The sequence below is a fragment of the Methylobacterium sp. WL64 genome (genome assembly GCF_008039945.1).
Lineage (GTDB): Bacteria > Pseudomonadota > Alphaproteobacteria > Rhizobiales > Beijerinckiaceae > Methylobacterium.
Genome location: NZ_VRVA01000024.1, coordinates 18,218 through 41,947 on the forward strand (window position 1 = coordinate 18,218; position 23,730 = coordinate 41,947).

The window sequence follows — 23,730 nt, forward strand, 5'->3', positions numbered from 1 at the left end:
GCGCGATCCGTGACACTGGCGCGATGCCCCGCTCGCCCTGGCTCCGTCCGGACCCGCTCCTCCTCGCCTCCACCAGCCCGACCCGACGCCTCCTGCTGGAGAGCGCGGCCCTGCCGGTCGAGACCGCCGCCCCCGATGTCGACGAGCGCGCGGTCGAGGCGTCGAGCCAGGACCTGTCGCCGCCCGACCTCGCGCTGCGCCTCGCCCGCGCCAAGGCCGACGCGGTGGCCGCCCGCCATCCCGGTCGGGTCGTCCTCGGCGCCGACCAGGTGCTCGAGCTCGACGGCACGGTCTTCCACAAGCCCGGGGATGCCGACGAGGCCCGGGCCCAGCTCGCCCGCCTGGCCGGCCGCACCCACGCCCTGCATTCCGCGGTGGCGCTGGCCGGCGCCCTCGACGACGGCTTCGTGGAGACCGCCCGGCTGACGATCCGCCCCCTCGATGCCCGGGCGATCGCGGCCTATGTGGCGTGTGCCGGCGAGGACAGGGTCCGCGCCAGCGTCGGCGGCTACCAGCTCGAAGGACCGGGCATCCACCTGTTCGAATCGGTCGCCGGCGACCACAGCACCGTGTTGGGCCTGCCGCTGCTGCCGCTGCTCACGCGCTTGCGTGACGCCGGTTACCTGGATTTCTAGAGCATCGTTCCGAAAGGCGGCCGCCTTTCGGAAAAAGTCGATGCGCCGGGCCAGGCTGGGTTTCCAAAGGGCTCAGCCCTTTGGCAGGGTTCCGGGGCGGAGCCCGGAGGCTTGCGGGGCACCGCCCCGGAACCCGCAAAAGGCCCCGGACCTTTTGAAACCATGATCCAACGGAGCACCGTCTTGGCCGGGCACGATCATTCCCACGGATCCCATTCCCACGGCGGCCACGGGGGCCATGGCGGCCACGCTCACGCGCCGAAGAATTTCGGGCCGGCCTTCGCGATCGGGATCGTGCTCAACACCGGTTTCGTGGTGGTCGAGGCGGCCTACGGCTATCTCAGCAACTCGATGTCCCTGATGGCCGATGCCGGCCACAACCTCTCGGACGTGCTGGGCCTGGGCGCCGCCTGGATCGCCGCCATCCTGGTGCGCCGCCGGGCCAGCGCCCGCTTCACCTACGGCTATCGCGGCTCGTCGATCCTGGCGGCCCTGTTCAACGCGGTGTTCCTGCTGATCGCCATGGGGGCGGTGATCTGGGAGGCCCTGGTCCGGCTGGTCCATCCGGAGCCGGTGGCCGGGACCATCGTGATGGTGGTGGCCGCCATCGGGATCCTGATCAACGGCGTCACCGCCTGGCTGTTCGCCAGCGGCGCCAAGGGCGACATCAACATCCGCGGCGCCTTCCTGCACATGGCGGCCGACGCCGCGATCTCGGCCGGGGTCGTGGTCGCCGGCCTGGTGATCCAGCTCACCGGGCTCACTTGGCTCGATCCCGCGGTCAGCCTCGCCATCGCGGGCCTCGTGGTCTGGGCGACCTGGGGGCTCCTGCGCGACAGCGTGGCGATGTCGCTGGACGCGGTGCCGCCGGAGATCTCCCCGGAGGCGGTGACCGGCTTCCTGCGCGAGCGTCCCGGCGTGGTCGACCTCCACGACCTGCACATCTGGCCGATGAGCACCACCAGCGTCGCCCTGACGGTCCACCTGGTGATCGCCGAGGATCACCCGGCGCACCGGATGCCCGGCAACGGCTTCCTGGCGGAGACCACCGAGGGCCTGCGGACGCGCTTCGGCATCGGCCACGTCACGGTGCAGATCGAGGCGGCGGGCGGCCCGGCCTGCCGGCTCGCCGAGGCGTGCGCCGCGTGAGCGCGGCCCCGATCCCCCGGGCCTTCGTGGTCGGCCACCCGATCGCGCATTCGCGCTCGCCGCTGATCCACGGCTACTGGCTCGGCCAGCACGGCATCCCGGGCTCCTACGAGCGCCTGGACGTCGCCCCGGCGGCGTTCCCGGACTTCCTCCGGGCGCTGCCGGATTCCGGTTTCCGGGGCGGCAACGTCACGATCCCCCACAAGGAGGCGGCCTTCGCGCTGGCCGACACCCTGACGCCGCGGGCGAAAACGATCGGCGCGGTGAACACCTTGGTGGTAGAGCCCGACGGTCGGATCCGCGGCGACAACACCGATGCGCCGGGCTTCTGCGCCCATCTCGACCACAGCCTCGGGGCCGGATGGCCGGAGCGGGCCGGCGGCACGGCCGTGGTGCTGGGCGCCGGCGGCGCGGCCCGGGCGATCGTGGTCGGCCTCGCCGAGAACGGTGTCCGCCGGATCCTGATCGCCAACCGCACCCGCACCCGCGCCGAGACCCTGGCGGCCCTGGCACCAGGGGTCGGCGCGGCGCTCGACTGGAACGACCTGCCCGACGCGCTGGCCGGGGCGGGGCTCGTGGTCAACACCACCTCGCTCGGCATGAAGGGGCAGCCACCCCTCGACCTCGACCTCACCCCGCTGCCGGCAACCGCCGCGGTGGCCGACATCGTCTATGCCCCGCTGGAGACGGACCTGCTCGCGGCGGCGCGGCGGCGCGGGCTCGCCGCGGTCGACGGTCTCGGCATGCTGCTGCACCAGGCGGTGCCGGGCTTCGAGGCCTGGTTCGGCCTGCGCCCGGCCGTCACCCCGGGCCTGCGCGACCGGATCGTGGCGGATCTCGCCGGATGACGCAGGGGCGCCCCGCCAGCCGTCCCGTCATCCTCGGCCTGACCGGCTCGATCGGCATGGGCAAGTCGGCCACCGCCACGATGTTTTCGGCGCAAGGCGTGCCGGTCCACGATGCCGACGCCGCCGTCCATGCCCTCTACGGCCCGGGCGGCGAGGCCGCCGCGGCGATCGGGGCCGCCTTTCCCGGCGTGCTCGACCCGCAGGGCGGCGTCGACCGTGCCCGCCTGCGCGACGCGGTGCTCGGCAACGCCGACCGGATGGCGGCGCTCGAACGCCTCGTCCATCCGCTGGTCCGGGCGGCCAGCACGGCGTTCCTGGCCCGGCACGCGGCCGCGCCGCTGGTCGTCCTCGACATCCCGCTGCTCTACGAGACCGGGGGCGAGGGCCGCTGCGACGCGGTCGCGGTGGTCAGCGCCCCCCCCGAGGTGCAGCGCGCCCGGGTGCTGGCCCGTCCCGGCATGACCGCCGACGCCTTCGAGGCGATCCGCGCCAAGCAGATGCCCGACGCCGAGAAGCGGGCCCGGGCCGATTTCGTCATCGACACCAGCCGGGGCTTTCCCGCCGCCGAGGCCGAGGTGGCCCGGATCGTGGCCGCGCTGACGGAGCGCGGTGCGTCGGGACACCCGGCCCACCGGTGACACGGCCCCGCGACGGCATATCTCCCGGTCGATGATCCGGACGCGGGATGGACGACGATGCAATGTCTCGAACAGATCGGTGAGGCCGCAGGAGCCCGCGCCGTCGCGTCCAGGATCCTCGTCGCGGCGCTGATCCTGCCGCTGCTCGCGGCCGGTCCGGCCCAGGCGTACTATGGCGGTGCCTGCCCGCCGCCGAAGAAACTCGCGGCCGGCGCCTGCGTCACCGCCTGCCCGGGCGGGTACGAGGATCGCGGGCGCGACTGCGTGTACCGCAACCAGTCCCGCTGACCATTCTGTCCTACCCATCGCCCATGAGGCTGACGCCTCCTGGGCCCCGGGCGTCGGCGACCGAGGGCCGTGACGAGTCGAGGCTTCCGGCCGTCGGTCTCACACCCACCCGATCCGCGCGAAAAACCCCGCGATCTCGGCCGCGGCCCGGTCGGGATCCTCCCGGTGGGGGAAGTGGCCGACATCCGGGAACGGCGCCAAATCGAGGTTCGAGAACGTCTCGCCGAGGTGATCGGTCCAGGCATAGGGGAAGATCGGGTCGTGCTCCGCCCAGCGCACGCAGGTCGGCACGGCGATCGGCGGCAGGGGCGGGGCCTCGCCCTTCAGCATCGCGATCCGACCGGCATGGGCCCCCCGGTAATGCGCGAAGCCGCCCGCGAGGTTTCCGGGCTTCCAGAACGTGTCCGTGAAGGCGTCCAGCACGGGATCGAACGCGTCCTTGCGGTGCGACCAGTGCCGCAGGAAGTGGCCGATATAGGCAGCGCAGCTCTCGCGGCTCGCGCCGACCAGCGCCAAGGCCAGGTCCATCTGGTTGAAGGACTGGTACCAGATCTCGCTGAGCCGGTCCGGCTCCCCGAGGCGGGGCCCGATCCCGGGATAGACGAAGTCGAACAGGAACAGGCCGGCGCATCGTTCCGGGTGGGCGCGGGCGAGCGCCTGGATCACGGCCCCGCCGACATCGTGGCCGACGATGCCGGCGCGTTCGAGGCCGAGCGCGTCCAGCAGCGCCGCCATGTCGGCGGCCTGCTCGGGTGGTCCGAAGGCGCCCCCGGGCTTGTCGCTGTCGCCGAAGCCGCGCAGGTCCGGGGCGATCAGGGTGTGGCGCGCCCTGAGCCGCGCCATCACGGGCTCCCAGGTCAGCCAGAATTCCGGCCAGCCGTGGAGCAGAAGCAGCGGCGTGCCCGTGCCGCAGCGCGCGACATGCAGGTCCGCGCCGTTTACCCGGATCGTCAGGTGCTCGATGCCGTCCATCGTCCCTCCATCACGGCCCGGCGCGCCAGCATCTTCGCCTGCAGGCGGCTGCGCCGGGCGGCGATCACCGTGCCGTTGATCTCGCCGCCGAACAGGAACATCGCGGCCAGCCAGTACAGGAACACCAGGAACACCATCGCGGTGGCCAGGCCCCCGTAGGTCGACGCGTAGGCGTTCGAGAAGCGGTCGAGATAATAGCCGAAGCCGAGGCCGGCGAAGAACCACAGGACCAGCGTCACCGCGATCCCCGGCAGCACCGACAGGATCGAGCGCCGGCCGGCGGCCACGAACTTGTGGGCGATGATCAGCACCACCGCGAGCAGCAGTGCCGTGACGGCGATCCGCCCGATCGCCACCGTGAGGCTCAAGGGCTCCAGCCCGGGCGCGACCAGCACGACGTTGCGCCAGATCAGCGGACCCAGCACCACCAGCAGCGCGAAGGCCAGCATCGCGAAGGCGCCGCAGATCACGTAGCCGATCGATTCGAGCCTGGTCAGCCACCACGGCCGGCTCTCCCGCAACCCGTAGGCGCGGTTGAGGCCGACCCGCAGGCTCTCGACACCGGAGGACGAGAAGTACAGGGCGAACAGGGCGCCCAGCGTCAGCACGCCGCTGCGCTGCTCGGTGAGCACCCGGTGGACCTCGCCGACGATCGGCTTGGCGATCTCCCGGGGCCAGGCGTCGAAGATCAGGACGCCGGCCTCGTCGGCGAGCGACTGCGTGCCGAACAGGCCGGCCAGCGCCGCGAGCAGGATCAGGAACGGGAACAGGGAGGTCAGGGTCGAGAGCGCGATGTGGCTGGCGATCGCCCACCCGTCATGGGAGACGAAGCGCTGTGCCGCGAGGCCCGAGACCTGAAATCCGTTGCGGAGTGCGTTCACGGGTGTCCAACGATCCTCGTGGCCGGGCCGCCGATGAAGGACGCCCGGGCCGGCCCGTCAACGCCGCCCGACCGGTCCCGTTCGCAGTCCCACTGCCGGCCCCATCCCTGGGCCCGTTCCAGGCCCCGTTCCAGACCCCTTGCGCGGCCCGGACATGCGGGTCTCGGGGCCACCCGTGCGGGCCGATCGGATCGCGGGAGCCGGCGGGCCCGATTTCTGTTGCGACTCGCTTACCCGATGCGCCTTGATACAGCCATGCTTACGTCCGCTCCACGTCCGGCGCTCGCCGCCGGAGCCCTGCCGGTCCTGTTCGTTCCGATCTGGGCGACCGGCTTCATCTCCGCCCGGGCGGTGATCCCGCACGCCGATCCGCTGGGCTTCACGGCGGTCCGGTTCACCGGGGTCGCCCTGGTGCTGGCGCTGATCGCCGTGGCGTCCCGGGCGCGCTGGCCCGGGACCCGGGCGGGCTGGCGCGATCCGATGGTGGCCGGCTTCCTGATGCAGGGGATCTACCTGTCGGGGGTGTTCTGGGCGGTGAGCCGGGGGCTGCCGGCCGGGATCGCCGCCCTGGTCGGCAGCCTGCAGCCGCTGCTGACCGCGCTGCTGGCGGGTCCGCTGCTCGGCGAGCGGGTCGGCGGCCGGCGGGCGCTCGGGATCCTGCTGGGCTTTGCCGGTGCCGGCCTGGTGCTCGCGCCGAAGCTCGGCGCCGCCGACCCGTCCGGGATCCCGCCGGTGGCCCTTGCGGTCAGCCTCGTGGCGGTCCTGGCCCTGACGCTGGGCACCCTCTGGCAGAAGCGCACCGGCGGCGGCGGCGACCTCCTGGCCAACGCGACGCTGCAATTCGTGGGCGGGATGGCCTGCGCGATCCCGCTGGCGCTCGCCTTCGGCCATGCGACGATCGACCCCGTGGCGCCGCTCTGGCTCGGGCTCGCCTGGGCGATCCTGGTCAACTCGGTGGCCGGGATCCTGCTGTTGCTGGCACTGATCCGGCGGGGCGCGGTGGCGGGCGTCGCAGCCCTGTTCTTCCTGGTGCCGCCGGTGGCGGCCGTGCTGGGCTACCTGCTGTTCGGCGAGGTGCTCACCGCCGTGCAGGGCGCCGGGATGGCGGTGGCGGCGGTGGGCGTCGCGGTGGCGAGCCGGGCCTGAACCGTCCGACCTGCGACCGAAGGCCCGGAAACCCTTCACGGCCTCGCGGCTTGATGCGCGGGCCGTTCCGGCCCCGCACCGTGCGAGGCGAGAATGAACCAGGACAAGCCCCGCGAGATCCGCCTCGCCCTCGATGCGATCCCCCTCGGCGGCAAGGCCGAGGGCAAGGCGGGTGAGGACGCGGTGCTGTTCGTGCGCGACGCGGATGGCGTGCGCGCCTTCCAGGCCAAGTGCCCGCATCTCGGAGCCCCGCTTGCCAAGGGCGAGATCTGCGGAAGCCGACTCTACTGCCCGTGGCACAAGGCGGCCTTCGCGATCGCCGACGGCAGCGTCGAGGAACCGCCGGCCCTCGAATCGCTCACCCGCTACCCCGTCCGGATCGAGGGCGGCGAGGCGGTGGCGACGCTGACCCCCGAGCCCGCCCCGGCCAAGCGCGCCGGGACGACCGTCGGGGCGGTCCTGATCGTCGGGACCGGTGCGGCGGCGGTCGCCTGCGTCACCACGCTCCGGCGCGAGGGCTTTTCCGGCACGATCACCATGATCGGCCGCGAGGTCCAGGAGCCCTACGACCGGACCAAGCTCTCCAAGCAGTTCCTGGCGAAGCCGACGCCCCCCGAGGCGATGCTGCTGGAGCCGGATTTCGCCGCCGCACATCGGGTCGAGCGGATCGCGGCCGAGGCGACCCGGATCGACCCGGCGACCCGGAGCGTCACCCTGGCGGATGGTCGGGTTCTCACCGGCGACGCGCTGTTGATCGCCACGGGCAGCCGCGCGGTGAGGCCGGATTTCGAGGGGGTTGACCGCGACGGGGTCATGACGCTCCGCAGCCTCGACGACGCGGTGCGGCTCAGCGACGCGGCGGAGCAGGCCAGGCGCGTGGTGGTGATCGGGGCGGGCTTCATCGGCCTGGAGGCGGCGGCCTTCCTGACCAAGCGCGGCCTGTCCGTCACCGTCCTGTCGCGTGAGGAGATCCCCTTCGCCAAGCGCTTCGGCGAGGCGGTGGGGACGGCGCTGAAACGCTACCATGCCGGCAACGGCGTGACCTTCGTGACGGGATGCGTCGCGCGGATCGTCGGCGATGAATCCGTCGCGGCGGTCGAGATCGAGGACGGCACACGGCTGCCCGCCGATCTCGTGGTGATCGGCGCCGGCGCTGCGCCGGAGACCGCGATCGTCGCCGGAGCGGAGCCGGACGGGCAGGGGGGCCTCGCCGTCGGCACCGACCTCAAGCTCGCCGACGGGGTCTGGGTCGCGGGCGACATCGCGGCCTTCCCGGAGCATGGCAGCCGGCTCACCGCCCGCATCGAGCACTGGCGGCTGGCGCAGCAGCACGGCACCCACGTGGCGAGGGCGATCCTCGGAGCGACGGATGCGTTCTCCGGCACGCCGTTCTTCTGGAGCAATCAAGGGGACAAGCGCCTGGATTACGGCGGCTACGCGCCGGATTTCGACCGGGTCATCCTGCAGGGCGATCCGGCGGCGCTGGACTTCATCGCCTACTATGTCCGCGAGAACCGGGCGGTGGCAGCCTGCAGCATCGGGCGCAACCCGGCCTTCACGGCGTTCCTGCACCTGCTCGGCGAGGACCGCGTGCCGAGCGCGGAAGCGATCGAGGCCGGCGCGGATCTCCCCGCCCTGGCGTGATGCTTGTTTCGCCGCGGGCCCTCGGGGGACGCGCGTCGAAGAGACCCAGGACGGGCGAGGCCGCTTGGCGTAGCGATACCAGATCGGGTCGCCGTCACGCGGACGGAACCAGTTCCGGCGGCTCCATCTTTCGGTAGAACGCCGCCCGCCGTCCGAGAAGCTGGGCCATCCTGGGAGGCATCATGAATTCCATCGTCGTCGTGGCCCTGATCTGTGCCGCCTCCGTCCAGACTCCGGATTGTTCGCGCGAGACCGCCTTGGACGTGATCACCGGCCCGGCCCACACGCTTCAAGAATGCCTGATCCAGGGACCCGTGCTGGCGGCCAATGCCGGTTTCAAGGGCGAGGACGGCGCCTATGTGAAGACCCGCTGCGAACAGAAGCACTGAACCGGACGCGTTCCCGACGGACAGGCCCGCGGATGATCAGTCTCCAGCGCGGGGCCCCGTCTCGGGCCGGGCCGGCTTGAACTGCGAAGGGCTGCGCGTCGAGCGGTCCACCGCCGTCTTCAACTTGAGTTCAAGACGCGGCAAATGAAATCTGCTTCGGCCCCGGCGCCGGACGGGTTAGAAGTCATGATCCAATAAAACGCCACGCGAGCCAAAACCATGTCCGCATCCCCCGTTATCCAGACCGAGCCGCAGGACGTCGTCAGCCTCGTCAAGGCAGCCGGCGAGAGCGCGAAGGCCCTCCTGTCGGAAGCCACGCGCCGGGTCCGCACGCGCATCCTCGGGACGGACGGGCGGATCGATGCCGGCAAGCTCGAGGCGCAGCAGCATGCCGCCCACGGGCTCGCGTGGCTCGCGACCTACGCGGAGGCGGTGGCCGAACTCGGCGGCTATGCCGAGCGTCTCCAGGCCGAGGGCCGGTTCGGCGAGACCGAGACGCTGCTCGTGCGGATCGGCGCGGGCGAGTACCTCGACCAGCTGTTCTCCGGCATCCCGATGAGCCAGGGCGAGATGGTCCGCCCGGTCGGCTCGCTGGGCCTGTCGGCCAAGGAAGTCGCGCAGTACCGCACCGACGCGGTCGAGACCCTGATCGCCGAGGGCAACACCCTGGAGCACCGCGCCGCCCTGGTGGCGCTGATGCGTGAGGGCGGCGGCTCCGCCACGGTGGGTGCCTCGGGCCTCGACGAGGACATGGAGGCGATCCGCTCCGAGATGCGCCGCTTCGGCAAGGCCGAGGTGGTCGAGCAGGCGCATGAGTGGCACCTGAAGAACGAATACATCCCCATGGAGGTCGTCACCAAGATGGCCGAGCTGGGCGTGTTCGGCCTGACCATCCCGGAGGAATACGGCGGCATGGGCCTGCCCAAGACCGCGATGTGCGTGGTCTCGGAGGAGCTGTCCCGGGCCTATATCGGCGTCGGCTCGCTCGGCACCCGCTCGGAGATCGCCGCCGAACTGATCCTGTGCGGCGGCACCGAGGAGCAGAAGCACCGCTTCCTGCCCAAGATCGCGTCGGGCGATATTTTGCCGACCGCCGTGTTCACCGAGCCGAATACCGGCTCGGACCTTGCCTCGCTTCGCACCAAGGCGGTGAAAGAGGGCGAGGTCTGGAAGATAACCGGCAACAAGACCTGGATCACCCACCCGGTCCGAGCCGACATCATGACCGTGCTGGTACGGACCAAGCCCGAGGAGAAGGGCCATCGCGGCCTCTCGATGCTGATCGCCGAGAAGCCCCGGGGCACGGACGAAGAGCCGTTCCCGCTCCAGGGCCTGTCCGGCGGCGAGATCGAGGTGCTCGGCTACCGCGGCATGAAGGAGTACGAGCTGGCCTTCGAGGAACTGGAGGTTCCGGCCGCGAACCTGCTCGGCGAGGTCGAGGGCAAGGGCTTCGCCCAGCTGATGCAGACCTTCGAGTCGGCCCGGATCCAGACCGCGGCCCGGGCCATCGGCGTTGCCCAGTCGGCCCTCGACGTGGCCCTGCGCTACGCCGAGGACCGGGTCCAGTTCGGCAAGGCGCTGGTCAGCTTCCCGCGGGTCGCCGACAAGCTCGCCATGATGGCGGTGGAGATCAACATCGCCCGCCAGCTCACCTACTTCTCGGCGCGCGAGAAGGATGCCGGCAAGCGCTGTGACCTGGAGGCCGGGATGGCCAAGCTGCTGGGCGCCCGGGTCGCCTGGGCGGCCGCCGACAACGCGCTCCAGATCCACGGCGGCAACGGCTTCGCGCTGGAATACCCGGTCAGCCGGATCCTGTGCGACGCCCGCATCCTGTCGATCTTCGAGGGCGCGGCCGAGATCCAGGCCCAGGTCATCGCCCGGCGGCTGCTCGAGGCCGCGTAAAGATTGCGGCCCCCGCACACGGTCCGGGACCGTGTGCGGGGGCCTGGCACAGCCCGAGTGCATCGGGGGTCTGCCCCGATAGCCCCGCCCCGAGGGCTGAAACCCTCGGGAACCCGCTACTTGGTGATCTTCACCGAGACCGGGTCGCTCGACGGGAACGTCTCCTCGAGGGCGTCGTCGAGGCGCTCGTCCAGCTTCTCCTGCTTGTTCTCGGGATTGGCCTTGTCGCCCGGCTTGGCGCTGCCCTGCTGGAAGCCCGGCTTGGTCTCGTTCTTCAGCGTCTGGTCGTCGGCCATGTCTGTCGCTCGTCGGTGAGGAGTGCACGCTGGGTGCCTGTGCGCATCAACGCGACGGGCCCCCGGTGTTTCCGATCTTTCTCCCGGCGGCGGCCGCATTCGACCCGGGCGTCCCCGGATCAGGCGGTGGCGACCGCGCGGCCCGGCTGCCGGCGCGCGATCCGGCCCGGCGCGACGGCCTCCCGCATCACCGTTTCGTAGACGCTGGTCAGCCGGTCCAGATGGACGTCCGGGGTCAGCGGCGCGGTCCAGTAGCGGCCATGCGCGGCCCGGCCCATCCGGGCGGCGAGGTCGTCGTCGGACAGGCGGCGCAGGTGGGCGGCCAGCGCGTCGGGATCGCCCGAGCGGAACCAGAAGCCGGTCTCCCCGTCGACCACCGCTTCCCGGCCCGCGCAGGCATCGCTGACGACCACCGGCGTGCCGCAGGCCAGGGCCTCGTAGACGGTGAGCGGTTGGCCCTCGTACCAGACGCTCGGGAAGACCAGCGCCCGCGCCTGCCGCATCAGCGCCTGCACGGCGGCGGGGTCGCGCCAGCCCAGCATCACCGCCTCGGGATAGCGGGCGGCGAGGTCGGCCCGCTCGGAGCCGTCGCCCACGAACACCGCCCGCACCCCGGCCCGCCGGGCGGCCTCCGCGAAGATCGGCGCGCCCTTCTCGGTGGAGATCCGGCCGACGAACAGGAAGTCCCCCGGCGGCCCCGCCTGGACCGGCGCCTGGTCCACGGCGATCGGGTTGTCGACCCGGTGGAACCGGGTGCCGGCGGGCAGCAGCGGCCGGACCACGCTCTCCTGCAGGTCGCTGATCGTGATCACGTGGGCGAACAGCTCGGGCAACCGGGCGACATGCGCGAGCCCGGCATGGCGGACCATCCGGGCGACCTTGCGCGGGTAGCTGCGGGCGTCGCAGTTCGCCAGGATGCAGGAGGCCGACATCGGCACCCGGTGGCAGATCTTCTGCTCCGGATAGGCGTAGAACCCCCCGGTCGGGCAGACCAGGAAGAACTCGTGCATCGTGTAGAGGCAGGGCAGCCCGGAGGCCCGCAGGGCCGGGCCGATGGCGGGCGACAGTGCCTTGGCGAAGGCGTGGACATGGACCAGCGTGTCGCGCGGATCGCAGGCGGCGAGCTCGGCCGCCAGCGCCCGGGCCGCCGCCCCGTTCCAGATCGCCTGGGCCGCGAAGGCCAATTTGCTCCGCGCCGTGGTGACGTCGTCCTGATCCAGGCAGACCACCCGGATTCCGGCGCGCTCCAGCCGCGGATCGACCGGCCCCACGGCCGCGAACAGGCTGACGCGGAAGCCCCGGGCGGCGAGACCGAGGGCGGATTCGATCGCGACCTTGGCTTGGCCGCCGTTGATCGCGGCGTGATCGGCGACGAGGACGACGTGCACGTCAGGAACTCTGCCGCTCTCTTTTCGGGGCGTAAGTCTGTAACGACCCGCGGTTGATCCTCCGTAAACCGGCCTGGACTTATCATCGCCGCAGGTCCTGCCGAGACAATTCATGCATGTCGTGATCCTCGCCGAGTTCGCGACCGCCAGCGGCGGGGCGGAGAAGGTCGCCCTGGAATCCGCCCGCGGGCTCGCCGAGGCCGGCTTGGCGGTGACCTACATCCAGGCGATCCGAGGTCCGGTCGATCCCCTGCTGGACCATCCGGGCATTGACCGGATCGAGCTCGGCCTGCCCGACATCTGGACCCTGGGCGGCGTCCGGGCGGCGGCCACCGGGATCTGGCATGCGGCCGCGGCGCGCGCCCTGGAGGCGGCGTTCCGGCACCTGCCGGCGGCGCCGGATTGCCTCCACCTGCATCAGTGGACCCGCACCCTGTCGCCGGCGATCTTCCCGGTCCTGTCCCGGCTCGGCGTGCCGGTGGTCGTCACCCTGCACGATTACGCCATGGCCTGCCCGAACGGGGTCTATTACCGGTTCGACCGGGCCGAGCCCTGCGGGCTGGCGCCGCTGTCGCCGGCGTGCCTCGCCGCGCCCTGCGACCCCCGCAGCCGGGTTCACAAGCTCGTGCGCGTCGCCCGCGCGGGGGCGCTCCGGCAGGCGCTGCACGGGCGTCCGATCCACGTCGTCCACGTCTGCGACGCCAGCCGGCGGCGGCTCGGCGACCTGCTCGGCGGCTACGCGCTCACCCATCACCGCGTCGACAACCCGGTCCGGGTCGCGGACGGGCCGCCGGCCGACCCCGCCCGGGGCGACGCCATCGCGTATGTCGGCCGCCTGACTCGGGAGAAGGGGGCCGACCTCGTGGCGGACGCCGCCCGGGCGGCGGGGCTGACCGCCCTGTTCGTCGGCGCCGGCCCCCTGGAGGCGGAACTGCGCGCCCGGCCCGGCGTCGAGGTGGTCGGATGGCAGGCGCCCGATGCCGTCTGGGCCCTGCTGCGCGGACGCGCCCGGGCGCTCGCCGCCCCGTCGCGCTGGTACGAGACCGGGCCGCTCACCGTCTACGAGGCCCTGGCGGCCGGCATCCCGGTGGTCGCCTCCGACCGGTCCGGGGCCGCCGAGAAGGTCCGGGACGGGCGGACCGGCTTCGTGGTCGCCCCCGAGATCGAGCCCCTGACGGCGGCGTTCTCGGCCCTGCGGGACGATACCCGCGCCCGGACCCTCGGGGACAACGCCCGGGCCCGGTTCCGGGCCGAGCCGATGACCCTCGCAACCCACGCCGCCGCGCTGCGCGCGCTCTACGCCGGCCTCGTGGGAAGCGGCGCGGGTGCGCTGCACCATGCCGGTGGAGCCGCACGGTCCGCCTAGCGGCCGGCCGTGCCGGATTGACGACCCCTCGATCAGTCTCTGCCCCGGGCGCTGCGGCTATAGACAGCGGACAGCTTTGATATAGAGAGGCATCGCGCCGAGCCGATCATGACGAAACGCTCGGTAACGAACGGCGGAGCCGCCGAGCTTTGTCATTGACCGACGCGTTGCCGGCGCAGCGATCCGAACACTGCCGTTTGGCCGCCAGTCTGCACTTTATCGACGTTTCCGTCCCGGCCCGGAACCGCAGATCGGCAGTTGACTTCTTGTTGCAGTGCAACATATAGAAGCGCGTCACCGCGGACGCAGATCGGCGTCCCACCCCGAGACAGCGTGTGCTGGAGACTTCGATGCAGACCCCGAACTTCGAGATCCCGACTGAGATGCGCGACTTCGCCGAGAAGAGTGTCGACCAGGCGCGCAACGCCGTCGGGACCCTGATGTCGAACGCCATGAAGGCGGCCGAGCAGGCCCAGGTCTCGGGCCAGACCCTCCAGTCGACCATGACGGCGGCGGTCTCGAAGGGTTTCGAGCACGCGCAGAACAACGCCAACGCGACCTTCGACTTCGCCCAGAAGTTGGCCCGCACCAAGGACCTGCGCGAGGCGTTCGAGCTGCAGTCCGAGTTCGTCCGCAGCCAGTTCGCCGCCCTTCAGGCCCAGGCCAAGGATTTCGGCGCCCTCGCGCAGCAGAACGTCGCCCGCTAAAGCGCTTGCCGCCGGAGTGGATACCGGTTCGGCGTAAGCGAGCGCGTTGCTCTCAGACACGGCTCCGTCCGCTCCGGCGGACGGAGCGCGGCGGTGCCAGGTCCGACAGGGCGGGCACCGCTGGATCGTCCAGACCCGAGCCCATCAGACCCAGGCGGTCCTCCCCTCCCGGCCGGCGCTCCGTCAGGGGGCCCGACGCGAACGAGGAGACGATCCGCCATGGGCAAGCCGCGTCGACCCAGGAGGCCCCGCTTCACCTGGAACCCGCAGCTCGGCGTCGAGCCGGGTACGGCCGCACCTGCGACCGATACGGCCATCCCGGCGGATGCCGTGTCCAAGGCCACGGAGACCGGTGTCTCTCCGAGCCGGGAGGCCGCCGAGCCGAGCGCGCCGGCCGCGTTGCCGGTGGCCGCCTTCGTCCCGCCCGTCACGGTCGAGCCCGCTCCGACCGGCGCGGTCGCCGCGGAGCCTCCGGCCAAGGGCACGTCCTATCGTCCAGGGAGCGACGGCATCGGCACGACGATCGCCCAGTACATGCAGGGCGAGGGCGAGGCCGCACTGGCGCATATCCGCGCGCTGTCGCAAGCCGGCTCACCGACCGAGCTGATCCGCCTCCAGATGGGCGAGGTCCAGCGCGCCGCCGACGCCTCCCTGACCTGCTGGAGCGCCGTGTTCCGCCAGGCGAGCCGCCTCGTCGCGTTCCGCTGACGGCACGGGTGCCGGCTTGATGCGATCAGGCCGGCGACAGCGTCGATACGAGGCGCTCGCTCACACCGAACCGAGATCGCTTGGGCGGCGACCGCTCCGGCCCCGCCCACCTCGCCGAAGGACCTGAATGGACATGATGTCCAATCCGTCCCTTCCCGAGGTAAGGTCCTGCGAGCCTGGCAGGCAGCCGACGCCGAGCAGGACTTCGGTCGGCTGGTCGATGCGGCCAAGGACGGCCCCCGGTTGCTGCTCCGGCACGCCGAGCCCGTGGGGGTCGTGCCGTCGATGGAGCATCACGAGCGCCTGGGGACCCAAGCCGACGCCGCGTTCGCGGACTTCCTGCTCGCGTCGCCGCTCGAAGAGGCGGATTTCGACAAGGACGTCGGCCTGAGCCTGTCCGGTGACTGAGCCGCCGGCCGGCTGGATCGTGGACACGAACGTGATCTCGCGACCGTCCGCGACGAAGGACGATCCGGATCCGCCGGCCTCGCGCTGGATCCGGCGCAACGCCCATCCGATCCGGATCAGCGCCGTGACCATCGCGGAGATTCGCCGTGGGCTCGCGTTGGAGACCTTGCGGATCGAGCGCTTGAAAGACCCGCGGGCCCGACGACGCGACCAAGCCGTCCTCGACATCAAGGCGGACTGGTACGGACATTTGCGATCCCGCTTCGCCGACCGCATCGTTTCGATCGACGCCGACGTGGCCGAACGTTGGGCCGACGTCTCGGTCCGGTTCCCCTCCATCCGTGATGGGGACAAGGCGATCCTGGCTTCGGCGCTCGTCCATCGCTACGGGATCGCGACGCGCAATCGTTCGGACTTCAAGGCCTCGTCGGTGCCGCTGGTGGATCCGTTCGACCCGGCTACGTGGTGGGACGCCGATCCGGGGCCGACCGACCCCCATCCTGGCCATTGATCGATGTCACCCCGTGATCCGGCGCAGAACCCAGGACCGCCACATTCGGGTTGTCCATCGCGGCAACCCGCCAGGTCGCACCCGCAACCATCGATTAACCACGATCATCCTATGCCTGGGTGGAGGGCACGGGAGATGAATCCGGACCGATGCCGAGCTGTGCGCACCTGATCCGTTCCGCCTTGTACCGCCTCTGCCTCGCCGCGACGCTGGCGGCGACGCCGGTCGTGGCCCAGAACGGCGACAAGCCGACCAATCCGCCCACCGGGCCGGCGCCCGCGGTCGCCATCGGGGCGGATCTCGCCAGCCAGGCCGGCACCACGCGGCTCACCCTGACGCTGTCGCGGGCCGTGGAGGCGCGCGGCTTCGTGATGGAGCGGCCCGACCGGGCGGTGATCGATCTGCCCGAGGTCAACTTCCAGCTCGATTCCGGGGCCGGGCGCCGCCGCGAGGGCGTGGTCCAGTCGTTCCGCTACGGGTTGTTCGCCCCCGGCCGCTCCCGCGTCGTGATCGATCTGGCCGCCCCGGCCGCGATCGGGCGGATCGAGACCGTGACCCGGGCCCGGGACGGTGCGGTGCTGCTGACGATCCCGCTCCAGCGGGTCGAGCGCGAGGCCTTCCGCAAGGCCGCCGCCGCCAGCGATCCGGCCCCCGCCCAGGCACGCAGCGCCCCGCCCGAGCCCGCCGACCAGCGCCCGCTGATCATGGTCGATGCCGGGCATGGCGGCACCGATCCCGGGGCGATCGCGGTGGGCGGGGTGTTCGAGAAGGACATCGTGTTCGGCTTCGCGCAGGCGCTGGTCGGGAAGCTCGAAGCCGGGGGCCGCTACCGGGTCCGGATGACCCGCGACCGGGACGTGTTCGTGCCGCTCGCCGAACGCGTGCGCATCGCCCGCGAGGCCAAGGCCGACCTGTTCGTGTCGATCCACGCGGATTCGATTTCGGCGGCCCCGCAGGTGCGGGGCGCCACGATCTACACCAACGCCGAGAAGGCCACCGACATCGAATCCGCCAAGCTCGCCGAGCGCGAGAACCGGGCCGACGCGGCGGCCGGCGCCGACGCCGCCGAGGCGCCCCCAGACATCGCCGACATCCTGCAGGAGCTGACCCTGCGCGAGACCCGCGGCTTCTCGTCGGGCTTCGCCCGCACGCTGATGGGCCAGCTCGCCCCGGTCATGGAGATGAGCGCCAAGCCCCACCGGGAGGCACGCTTCATGGTGCTGCGCTCCCCGGACGTGCCGAGCGTGCTGGTGGAACTCGGCTATCTGTCGAGCAAGCGCGACCTGGAGATGCTGCAATCGCCCGAGTGGCGGGCGGGCGTCACCGGCTCCATGGCCAAGGCGATCGACCAGTTCTTCGGCAACCACGCGACGCTCAGGCCCGCGCTGATCACGCGACGGTCGGCCGCCGTCGCCCCAGTTTTACCATAGAGTAAGTGTCGATACGGGACGTCCGAACGCCCCGTCGCACCGCCGTTGAACCGGTAATCCGAGGGGGCTTCACGGGAGCGTCCGGGAGCCGACCGCGTCGAGAATCGACGCCCGTGCCGGATGAGCCGAACCCGGCAGGCGGCCGGGCCAGCGACGAGCGGAACACCGGATGCGTCTGATCCTTCGTTTCTTCGGGATCCTGTTCAGCGCCGCCGCGGTGCTGTTCGTGGTCGGCGCCGCGGCCGGCGGGTACTTCTATTGGAAGTACAGCCAGGACCTGCCCGACCACGCCGCGCTCGCCAATTACGAGCCGCCGGTGATGACCCGCATTCACGCGTCGGACGGCTCGCTGCTCGCCGAGTATGCCCGCGAGCGCCGGCTGTACCTGCCGATCCAGGCGATGCCGAAGATCGTGGTCGCGGCCTTCCTGTCGGCCGAGGACAAGAACTTCTACAAGCACGGCGGCATCGATCCCGAGGGGATCGTGCGCGCGTTCCTGACCAACGCCAAGTCGGGCAAGCGCCAGGGCGCCTCGACCATCACCCAGCAGGTCGCCAAGAATTTCCTGCTGTCGTCCGAGCAGACCTACGACCGCAAGATCCGCGAGGCGCTGCTCGCCCTGCGGATCGAGGCGGCCTACTCCAAGGACAAGATCCTCGAGCTGTATCTGAACGAGATCTTTTTGGGCACCATCGTGCCCGGCCGCAACCTGCACGGCGTGGCGGCGGCCGCGCTGGATTACTTCGGCAAGTCGGTCCACGAATTGACCATCAACGAGGCCGCCTACCTCGCCGCGCTGCCGAAGGGCCCGAACAACTACCACCCCTACCGCAAGACCCAGGCGGCCCTGGACCGCCGCAACGAGATCATCCGCCTGATGGCGGAGAACAGCTACATCACCAAGGAAGAGGCGGATTCCGCCAAGAAGATGCCGCTCGGGGTCAACCCGCGGGTCGCCTTCCCGAACGCCGCCAACGCCAACTACTTCACCGAGGAGGTCCGGCGCGAGATCTCCGAGCGCTACGGCGAGAAGAAGCTCTACGAGGGCGGCCTCTCGGTGCGCGCCACCCTCGACCCGAAGATGCAGGCCTGGGCCCGCAAGGCCCTGGTCGACGGCCTGGTGCGCTACGACCAGGCCCATGGCTGGCGCGGCGCCGTCACCAAGGTCGACCTGACCGGACGCGACTGGGGCATGGCTGCCGCCGAGGTGCCGGCGCTCGGCGACGTGGCGCCGTGGCGGCTCGCCGTGGTGCTCGGCAACGGCGGCGGCGGCGTGCAGGTCGGCCTCCAGCCCCGGCGCGAGGCTTCGGGCCAGGTCGGCAAGGACCGCGAGACCGGCGTGATCACCCCGGACGGCATGCGCTGGGCCGGCCGCCCCAACCTCCAGCCCGGCGACATGGTCTATGTCGAGGCGATCGACGGCGGGCGCGGGCAGTACCGCCTGCGCCAGAAGCCCGAGGTGTCCGGCGCCATCGTGGCGATGGACCCGAATACCGGCCGCGTCCACGCGATGGTCGGCGGCTTCTCGTACGACGAATCCGAGTTCAACCGGGCCACCCAGGCGATGCGCCAGCCCGGCTCCTCGTTCAAGCCGATCGTCTACTCGGCGGCGCTCGACAACGGCTACACGCCCGCCTCGATCGTGCAGGACACGCCGATCACCATCGAGGGCGGCCCCGGCCAGGAAGCCTGGACGCCCTCGAACTACGACGGCAAGTCCGGCGGCCCACACACCCTGCGGTACGGGATCGAGCATTCGAAGAACCTGATGACGGTCCGGCTCGCCAAGGATGTCGGCATGCCGCTCATCGCCGAGTACGCCCGCCGCTTCGGCGTCTACGACGACCTGCTGCCGGTTCTGCCGATGTCGCTCGGCGCCGGCGAGACCACGGTCATGCGCATGGTCACGGCCTACTCGATGCTCGCCAATGGCGGGCGCCGCATCCGGCCGACCCTGATCGACCGCATCCAGGACCGCATCGGCGAGACCATCTACCGGCACGACAACCGCAAGTGCATCGGCTGCGACGCCGAGAAATGGTCGGGCCAGGACGAGCCGAAGCTGGTGGACGATTCCGAGCAGGTGCTCGACCCGCTCACCGCCTACCAGATGGTCTCGATCATGGAGGGCGTCGTCCAGCGCGGCACCGCGACCCTGCTGAAGCAGATCGGCAAGCCGCTCGCCGGCAAGACCGGCACCACCAACGACGCCAAGGACGCATGGTTCGTGGGCTTCTCGCCGGATCTCGCGGTCGGCATCTATATCGGCTTCGACAAGCCGCGCTCGCTCGGTGACCGTGCCACCGGCGGCGGCTTGGCGGCCCCGATCGCCCTCGAGTTCCTGAAGGTCGCCCTCAAGGACAAGCCGCCGACCCCGTTCCGCGTGCCCCCGGGGATCAAGCTGATCCGCGTGAACCTCGGCTCCGGCACCCGCGCCGGCTCGGGGGAGGGCGCCGGCACGATCCTGGAGGCCTTCAAGCCGGGCACCGCGCCGCCCGATTCCTACGTCGCCCCGGCCCAGAGCGCTGCCCCCGCTTCGGTCCCGGCGGACCCCGACCGGGCCGCCCAGGCCGGCGGGCTCTACTGAGGGCCGGAAGCGGGATCTGACCCACCGGGTCATTCCGGGGTGCCGCAGGCGAACCCGGAACCCATAACCGCCGACGGTGCGAGGTCTTGATCTGTCGGCGGTTATGGATCCCGGGTTCCGCTTCGCGGCCCCGGGATCCCAAACTCGGGTGCGGTGCCGGCTGCTGATCCCTCCAAGACAGAAAAAAGCCGCCCGATTGGGGGCGGCTTGGGAGAGTCATCAGGGAGGCATCAAACAGAGCGGACGGAACCGTCCAACTCGATATCCAGAACTCTGGATGTCTCTTTATGCCCCGTGAACCTTAATCGCCGGTTAAAGATCGGTCTTGCGCCCGAAACTCAGGCGGCGAGACTGTCGAAGAGACCGCGTCCGTCGGTGCCGCCGATCAGGCCTTCGACGAAGTTCTCCGGGTGCGGCATCATCCCGAGGACGTTGCCGCCCTCCGAGTAGACGCCCGCGATGGCGTTGAGGGAGCCGTTGCGGTTGGCCTCGACCGTGATCGTGCCGGCGGCGTCGCAGTACCGGAAGGCCACGCGGCCCTCGCCCTCGATCCGCGCCAGTGTGTCGGGGTCGGCGAAGTAATTGCCCTCGCCATGCGCGACGCAGACGTCGATGACCTGCCCCTGTTTGTAGGCGCTGGTGAAGCGCGTGTCGGTGCGCTCGACCCGCAGCGTCTGGCGGTGGCAGATGAAGCGCCGGTTGACGTTGCGCATCAGGACCCCCGGCAGGAGGCCGGACTCGCACAGGATCTGGAAGCCGTTGCAGATGCCGAGCACGAGGCCGCCCCGGGCCGCATGCGCCCGCACCGCGTCCATGGCGGCCGCGCGTCCCGCGATCGCGCCGCAGCGCAGGTAGTCGCCGTACGAGAAGCCGCCCGGCAGGACGGCAAGGTCGGTCCCGGCCGGCAGATCCGGATCGGCGTGCCAGACCATGCTGACCCGTGCGCCCGACCGGCGCAGCGCCCGGGCGACGTCGCTCTCGCGATTCGAACCCGGAAAGACGACGACCGCAGCGTGCATCAGAGGATCTCGATCGCGTAGTTCTCGACGACGGTGTTGGCGAGCAGCTTCTCGCAGGCCGTCCGCAGGGTGGCCTCGGCGGCCGCGCCGTCGGCGGCGGAGACCTCGAGGTCGAACACCTTGCCCTGCCGGACGCTGTCGACGCCTTCGACGCCCAGCGACCGGAGCGCGGCCTCGATCGCCTTGCCCTGCGGGTCCAGCACACCGGTCTTCAGGGTGACGATGATACGGGCTTTCATGGATCTTCCGGTCTCACGCGCAGCCGAAAACGTGGGCGCGACCCGCGGCGTCGTTACACGGGCGGCCATCGCGCGTTCCCTAGCAGGAAGGCCGCCGGCCTGTCGAACGCCGTGTCGGACGGACGGGGCGGCTAGCGGGGCGTGGCCCGGGTGCGGATCGGCTCGATGCTGGTCGCCCGGCGCCAGAGCTGGAGCATGATCCAGGCGGCGAACAGGCTGAACAGACCCATCAGCACGTGGCCGACCCGGTCGCCCAGGTCGAACAGGCCGGCGAGCGCCCAGCCGGCCGCGATGGCGACGGCGAACACCTCGGTGCCGACGAGGACCATCATGCTCACGATGGTGATGGCGTTGCGCCCGTTCACGAGACCCGTCTCCCGGTCGATTGCGAGACCCCGAAACGAAATGATCCCGGGACCCGCGCAGCTAGCCCAGAGGCGAGGGGCTATGCAACCGCGGGAGCCGGGATCGTCCGGTCCCTGACGTCAGCGCGGCGCGCGCTTGGCCAGGATCCGCTGCAGGGTCCGGCGGTGCATGTTCAGGCGCCGGGCGGTCTCGCTGACGTTGCGGCTGCACAGTTCGTAGACCCGCTGGATGTGCTCCCAGCGGACACGGTCCGCCGACATCGGGTTCTCGGGCGGGTCGGCCCGCTCGCCCGGCTGCGCCATCAGCGTGCCGTGGATCTCGTCGGCGTCGGCGGGCTTGGCGAGGTAGTCGAACGCGCCGAGCTTCACCGCCGTGACGGCAGTCGCGATGTTGCCGTAGCCGGTCAGGATCACGCCCCGCGCCTCGGGGCGGCGCTCCTTGAGGCGGGCGATCACGTCGAGGCCGTTGCCGTCGCCAAGCCGCATGTCGATCACCGCGAAGGCGGGGGGGCGAGCCTCGACCGCCGAGACGCCGTCGGCCACGCTGTCGGCGACCTGGACGTGGTAGCCGCGGCTTTCCATGGCCCGGGCGAGCCGCGTCGAGAACGGCTTGTCGTCGTCCACGATCAGCAGGCTGCGATCGGTGAAGGCGGCGAGGGGATCGGCTTCGTTGATCACGGCAGGATCGATCGCTGTCGTGGTCCCGGGCTGCGTCAGCATCCGGTACTCCTTTCGGGTTTTCGTGAGGGCGTTATTCGGTCAGTTCTTGGTCTGATCCTCATATAGGGACGACATCGCCCGGGGGCAGGGGCGCGTGGATATTGAGTTCCGGCGAATGACGCGGGGCTGCCCCCCGCTCGAAGATGTGGCGGGCCCAGGAGACGCGCACGATCGCCCCATGGGCCTCAGGTGCCGAGACGTTCATCAGCGCGATCTGGGCGCCCGAGCGCTCGATCAGGGTCTTGGCGATGAACAAACCGAGGCCGAGGCCGGCCCCGACGGTCCCGCCGGTCTGCGCGCGGTCGGCGCTGCGGGTGGTTACGTAGGGCTCGCCCGCCCGCAGCAGGACCTCGCTGGAAAAACCCGGACCGTCGTCGCGGATCTCGATCCAGACGCGCTCCTGGGTCCAGCGGCCTTCCACGGTGACGCGCGAATCGGCGAAGTCGACCGCATTGTCGAGGATGTTGGCCAAGCCGAACATCACCCCGGGGTTGCGGCGGCAGGCGGGCTCCGGGCCTTCGCCCAGGCTGGAGATGTCGAGCACGGCGCCAAGCGCGCGCTGGGGCGCCACCAGCTCCTCGACGAGATGGCTGAACGTCACCGTCTCCAGGAAGCCGACGCCGTCGCCGTCGAGGGACGTGAGCTTGCCCAGGATGCCTCGGCAGCGGTCGACCTGCTCGCGCAGCAGGTTCAAATCCTCGGCCACCGCCGGCGAGGCGGTCGGCCCGAGCTGGCGGATCAGCTCCTTGGTCACCAGCATGATCGTCCCGAGGGGCGTGCCCAATTCGTGGGCAGCCGCCGCCGCGAGACCGTCGAGCTGCGACAGGTGCTGCTCCCGGGCCAGCACCAGTTCGGTGGCCGCCAGGGCCTGGGCGAGGAGCCGCGTCTCCTCGGCGACCCGCCACGCGTAGACGCCCGTGAAGGCGGTCCCGAGCAGGATCGCGGTCCAGACCCCCGAGACGTACAGGAACGGCAACTCGATCCGCCCGTCCGAGAACCAGGGCAGGGGCCGGTGCACCAGGGCGAGCAGCGTCGCCAGCCCCACGGCGAGCAGGCCGAGCGCCAGGGTCCGCTCCGGCGGCAGCGCCGTCGCGGAGATCAGCACGGGGGCGAGGAACAGCAGCGAGAACGGGTTCTGCAGGCCGCCGGTGAGGAACAGCAGCGCTGCGAGCTGCACGATGTCGAAGGCCAGCAGCAGGGCTGCGGAATCGTCGCTCAGTCGGTAGCTCGCCGGGAAGCGGATGCGCAGGGCCAGGTTCAGCCAGGACGAGGTGGCGATCACCAGGAAGCACCAGCCGAACGGCAGCGCCAGGCCCAGGCCGAACTGCGCCCCGACCACGGCGGCGCTCTGGCCGGTGATGGCGAGCCAGCGCAGGCGGACGAAGGTGTCCAGCCGGAGGTGCCGGGCGTTGCGGACGAGGCCGTTGAGATTGCTGTCGGGCATGCGTGCATCGATGCAGCGCCGGGTGAATCCTCACCGACGCAGAGCTTGGG

Annotated in this window: 25 protein-coding genes; 15 read left to right on the forward strand and 10 right to left on the reverse strand. The window is 71.2% G+C overall.

The annotated features are described in order from the left end of the window. Positions 1-23 precede the first annotated feature (23 nt). The 5 genes from FV242_RS13335 (at position 24) to FV242_RS13355 (ending at position 3,558) form a co-directional block, all read left to right on the forward strand. Positions 24-635 (forward strand): nucleoside triphosphate pyrophosphatase, encoded by a 612-nt coding sequence (locus tag FV242_RS13335; protein ID WP_147939259.1) that lies wholly within the window; start codon positions 24-26, stop codon positions 633-635. A gap of 162 nt (positions 636-797) precedes the next feature. Next, positions 798-1,784 (forward strand): cation diffusion facilitator family transporter, encoded by a 987-nt coding sequence (locus tag FV242_RS13340; RefSeq protein WP_187278413.1) that lies wholly within the window; start codon positions 798-800, stop codon positions 1,782-1,784. Next, positions 1,781-2,632 (forward strand): shikimate dehydrogenase, encoded by an 852-nt coding sequence (locus FV242_RS13345; protein ID WP_147939260.1) that lies wholly within the window; start codon positions 1,781-1,783, stop codon positions 2,630-2,632. The genes FV242_RS13340 and FV242_RS13345 overlap by 4 nt, the downstream gene beginning before the upstream one ends. Then, on the forward strand, positions 2,629-3,270 hold the full coding sequence (gene coaE / locus FV242_RS13350) for a dephospho-CoA kinase (RefSeq protein ID WP_147939261.1): 642 nt from the start codon (positions 2,629-2,631) through the stop codon (positions 3,268-3,270). Before FV242_RS13345 ends, coaE begins: the two co-directional genes overlap by 4 nt. 57 nt (positions 3,271-3,327) lie before the next feature. Next, entirely contained in the window at positions 3,328-3,558 is a 231-nt protein-coding gene (locus FV242_RS13355) for a hypothetical protein (protein ID WP_147939262.1), read from the forward strand. Between the two features lie 99 nt (positions 3,559-3,657). Here FV242_RS13355 and FV242_RS13360 read toward each other — a convergent pair whose 3' ends face one another. Both FV242_RS13360 and FV242_RS13365 read right to left on the reverse strand, forming a co-directional pair. Then, the gene (locus tag FV242_RS13360) at positions 3,658-4,530 is read right to left on the reverse strand and encodes an alpha/beta fold hydrolase (protein ID WP_187278414.1); all 873 of its coding nucleotides are present in this window, start codon (positions 4,528-4,530) and stop codon (positions 3,658-3,660) included. Next, complete coding sequence (locus FV242_RS13365; protein ID WP_147909078.1) at positions 4,509-5,411, reverse strand: YihY/virulence factor BrkB family protein; 903 nt, start codon at positions 5,409-5,411, stop codon at positions 4,509-4,511. Before FV242_RS13365 ends, FV242_RS13360 begins: the two co-directional genes overlap by 22 nt. A gap of 255 nt (positions 5,412-5,666) precedes the next feature. On the opposite strand from FV242_RS13365, the gene FV242_RS13370 reads away from it, so the two are divergent. The 4 genes from FV242_RS13370 (at position 5,667) to FV242_RS13385 (ending at position 10,492) form a co-directional block, all read left to right on the forward strand. Beyond that, the gene (locus tag FV242_RS13370; protein WP_187278415.1) at positions 5,667-6,557 is read left to right on the forward strand and encodes a DMT family transporter; all 891 of its coding nucleotides are present in this window, start codon (positions 5,667-5,669) and stop codon (positions 6,555-6,557) included. Between the two features lie 93 nt (positions 6,558-6,650). After that, positions 6,651-8,201 (forward strand): FAD-dependent oxidoreductase, encoded by a 1,551-nt coding sequence (locus FV242_RS13375; RefSeq protein ID WP_147939263.1) that lies wholly within the window; start codon positions 6,651-6,653, stop codon positions 8,199-8,201. Between the two features lie 182 nt (positions 8,202-8,383). Beyond that, positions 8,384-8,590 (forward strand): hypothetical protein, encoded by a 207-nt coding sequence (locus FV242_RS13380; protein ID WP_147909075.1) that lies wholly within the window; start codon positions 8,384-8,386, stop codon positions 8,588-8,590. Between the two features lie 219 nt (positions 8,591-8,809). Further along, positions 8,810-10,492 carry an acyl-CoA dehydrogenase family protein gene (locus FV242_RS13385; protein ID WP_147909074.1) on the forward strand — a complete coding sequence of 561 codons (1,683 nt, stop codon included), beginning with the start codon at positions 8,810-8,812 and terminating at the stop codon, positions 10,490-10,492. 116 nt (positions 10,493-10,608) lie between these two features. On the opposite strand, the gene FV242_RS13390 is transcribed toward FV242_RS13385, so the two are convergent. Together FV242_RS13390 and FV242_RS13395 are read right to left on the reverse strand one after the other, a co-directional pair. Beyond that, the gene (locus FV242_RS13390) at positions 10,609-10,788 is read right to left on the reverse strand and encodes a hypothetical protein (protein WP_147909073.1); all 180 of its coding nucleotides are present in this window, start codon (positions 10,786-10,788) and stop codon (positions 10,609-10,611) included. 119 nt (positions 10,789-10,907) lie between these two features. Further along, complete coding sequence (locus FV242_RS13395) at positions 10,908-12,176, reverse strand: glycosyltransferase family 4 protein (protein WP_147939264.1); 1,269 nt, start codon at positions 12,174-12,176, stop codon at positions 10,908-10,910. 112 nt (positions 12,177-12,288) lie between these two features. Between FV242_RS13395 and FV242_RS13400 the strand changes: the two genes are divergently transcribed. From FV242_RS13400 to FV242_RS13410, 3 genes are all read left to right on the forward strand, one after another. Beyond that, the gene (locus FV242_RS13400) at positions 12,289-13,542 is read left to right on the forward strand and encodes a glycosyltransferase (RefSeq protein ID WP_147939265.1); all 1,254 of its coding nucleotides are present in this window, start codon (positions 12,289-12,291) and stop codon (positions 13,540-13,542) included. A 350-nt stretch (positions 13,543-13,892) separates the two neighbouring features. After that, the gene (locus FV242_RS13405) at positions 13,893-14,249 is read left to right on the forward strand and encodes a phasin (protein WP_147909070.1); all 357 of its coding nucleotides are present in this window, start codon (positions 13,893-13,895) and stop codon (positions 14,247-14,249) included. A gap of 219 nt (positions 14,250-14,468) precedes the next feature. Beyond that, the gene (locus FV242_RS13410) at positions 14,469-14,957 is read left to right on the forward strand and encodes a hypothetical protein (RefSeq protein ID WP_147939266.1); all 489 of its coding nucleotides are present in this window, start codon (positions 14,469-14,471) and stop codon (positions 14,955-14,957) included. Positions 14,958-15,017: 60 nt separating this feature from the next. On the opposite strand, the gene FV242_RS35475 is transcribed toward FV242_RS13410, so the two are convergent. Continuing rightward, positions 15,018-15,497: a hypothetical protein gene (locus FV242_RS35475; RefSeq protein ID WP_246692697.1), complete on the reverse strand. Its 480-nt coding sequence runs from the start codon at positions 15,495-15,497 to the stop codon at positions 15,018-15,020. On the opposite strand from FV242_RS35475, the gene FV242_RS13420 reads away from it, so the two are divergent. The 3 genes from FV242_RS13420 to FV242_RS13430 all read left to right on the forward strand — a co-directional run bounded on the left by FV242_RS13420 (position 15,397) and on the right by FV242_RS13430 (position 19,893). Next, complete coding sequence (locus tag FV242_RS13420; RefSeq protein WP_246692695.1) at positions 15,397-15,876, forward strand: PIN domain-containing protein; 480 nt, start codon at positions 15,397-15,399, stop codon at positions 15,874-15,876. The genes FV242_RS35475 and FV242_RS13420 overlap by 101 nt on opposite strands. A 149-nt stretch (positions 15,877-16,025) precedes the next feature. After that, complete coding sequence (locus FV242_RS13425; RefSeq protein WP_147939269.1) at positions 16,026-17,306, forward strand: N-acetylmuramoyl-L-alanine amidase; 1,281 nt, start codon at positions 16,026-16,028, stop codon at positions 17,304-17,306. Between the two features lie 169 nt (positions 17,307-17,475). Next, a complete protein-coding gene (locus FV242_RS13430) occupies positions 17,476-19,893 on the forward strand; it encodes a penicillin-binding protein 1A (RefSeq protein WP_147909487.1) in 2,418 nt (805 codons plus the stop codon). A 338-nt stretch (positions 19,894-20,231) separates the two neighbouring features. Here the strand turns inward: FV242_RS13430 and purQ are convergent, their stop codons facing one another. The 5 genes from purQ to FV242_RS13455 all read right to left on the reverse strand — a co-directional run bounded on the left by purQ (position 20,232) and on the right by FV242_RS13455 (position 23,680). Continuing rightward, entirely contained in the window at positions 20,232-20,912 is a 681-nt protein-coding gene (gene purQ / locus FV242_RS13435) for a phosphoribosylformylglycinamidine synthase subunit PurQ (protein ID WP_147939270.1), read from the reverse strand. Further along, entirely contained in the window at positions 20,912-21,151 is a 240-nt protein-coding gene (gene purS, locus FV242_RS13440) for a phosphoribosylformylglycinamidine synthase subunit PurS (RefSeq protein WP_147939271.1), read from the reverse strand. Before purS ends, purQ begins: the two co-directional genes overlap by 1 nt. 131 nt (positions 21,152-21,282) lie before the next feature. Continuing rightward, positions 21,283-21,516 (reverse strand): hypothetical protein, encoded by a 234-nt coding sequence (locus FV242_RS13445; protein ID WP_147854731.1) that lies wholly within the window; start codon positions 21,514-21,516, stop codon positions 21,283-21,285. A gap of 120 nt (positions 21,517-21,636) precedes the next feature. After that, positions 21,637-22,236, reverse strand: coding sequence for an ActR/PrrA/RegA family redox response regulator transcription factor (locus FV242_RS13450; RefSeq protein ID WP_147854732.1), 600 nt, complete (start codon positions 22,234-22,236; stop codon positions 21,637-21,639). A 58-nt stretch (positions 22,237-22,294) separates the two neighbouring features. Beyond that, the gene (locus FV242_RS13455; RefSeq protein WP_147909484.1) at positions 22,295-23,680 is read right to left on the reverse strand and encodes an ActS/PrrB/RegB family redox-sensitive histidine kinase; all 1,386 of its coding nucleotides are present in this window, start codon (positions 23,678-23,680) and stop codon (positions 22,295-22,297) included. Positions 23,681-23,730: the final 50 nt, after the last annotated feature.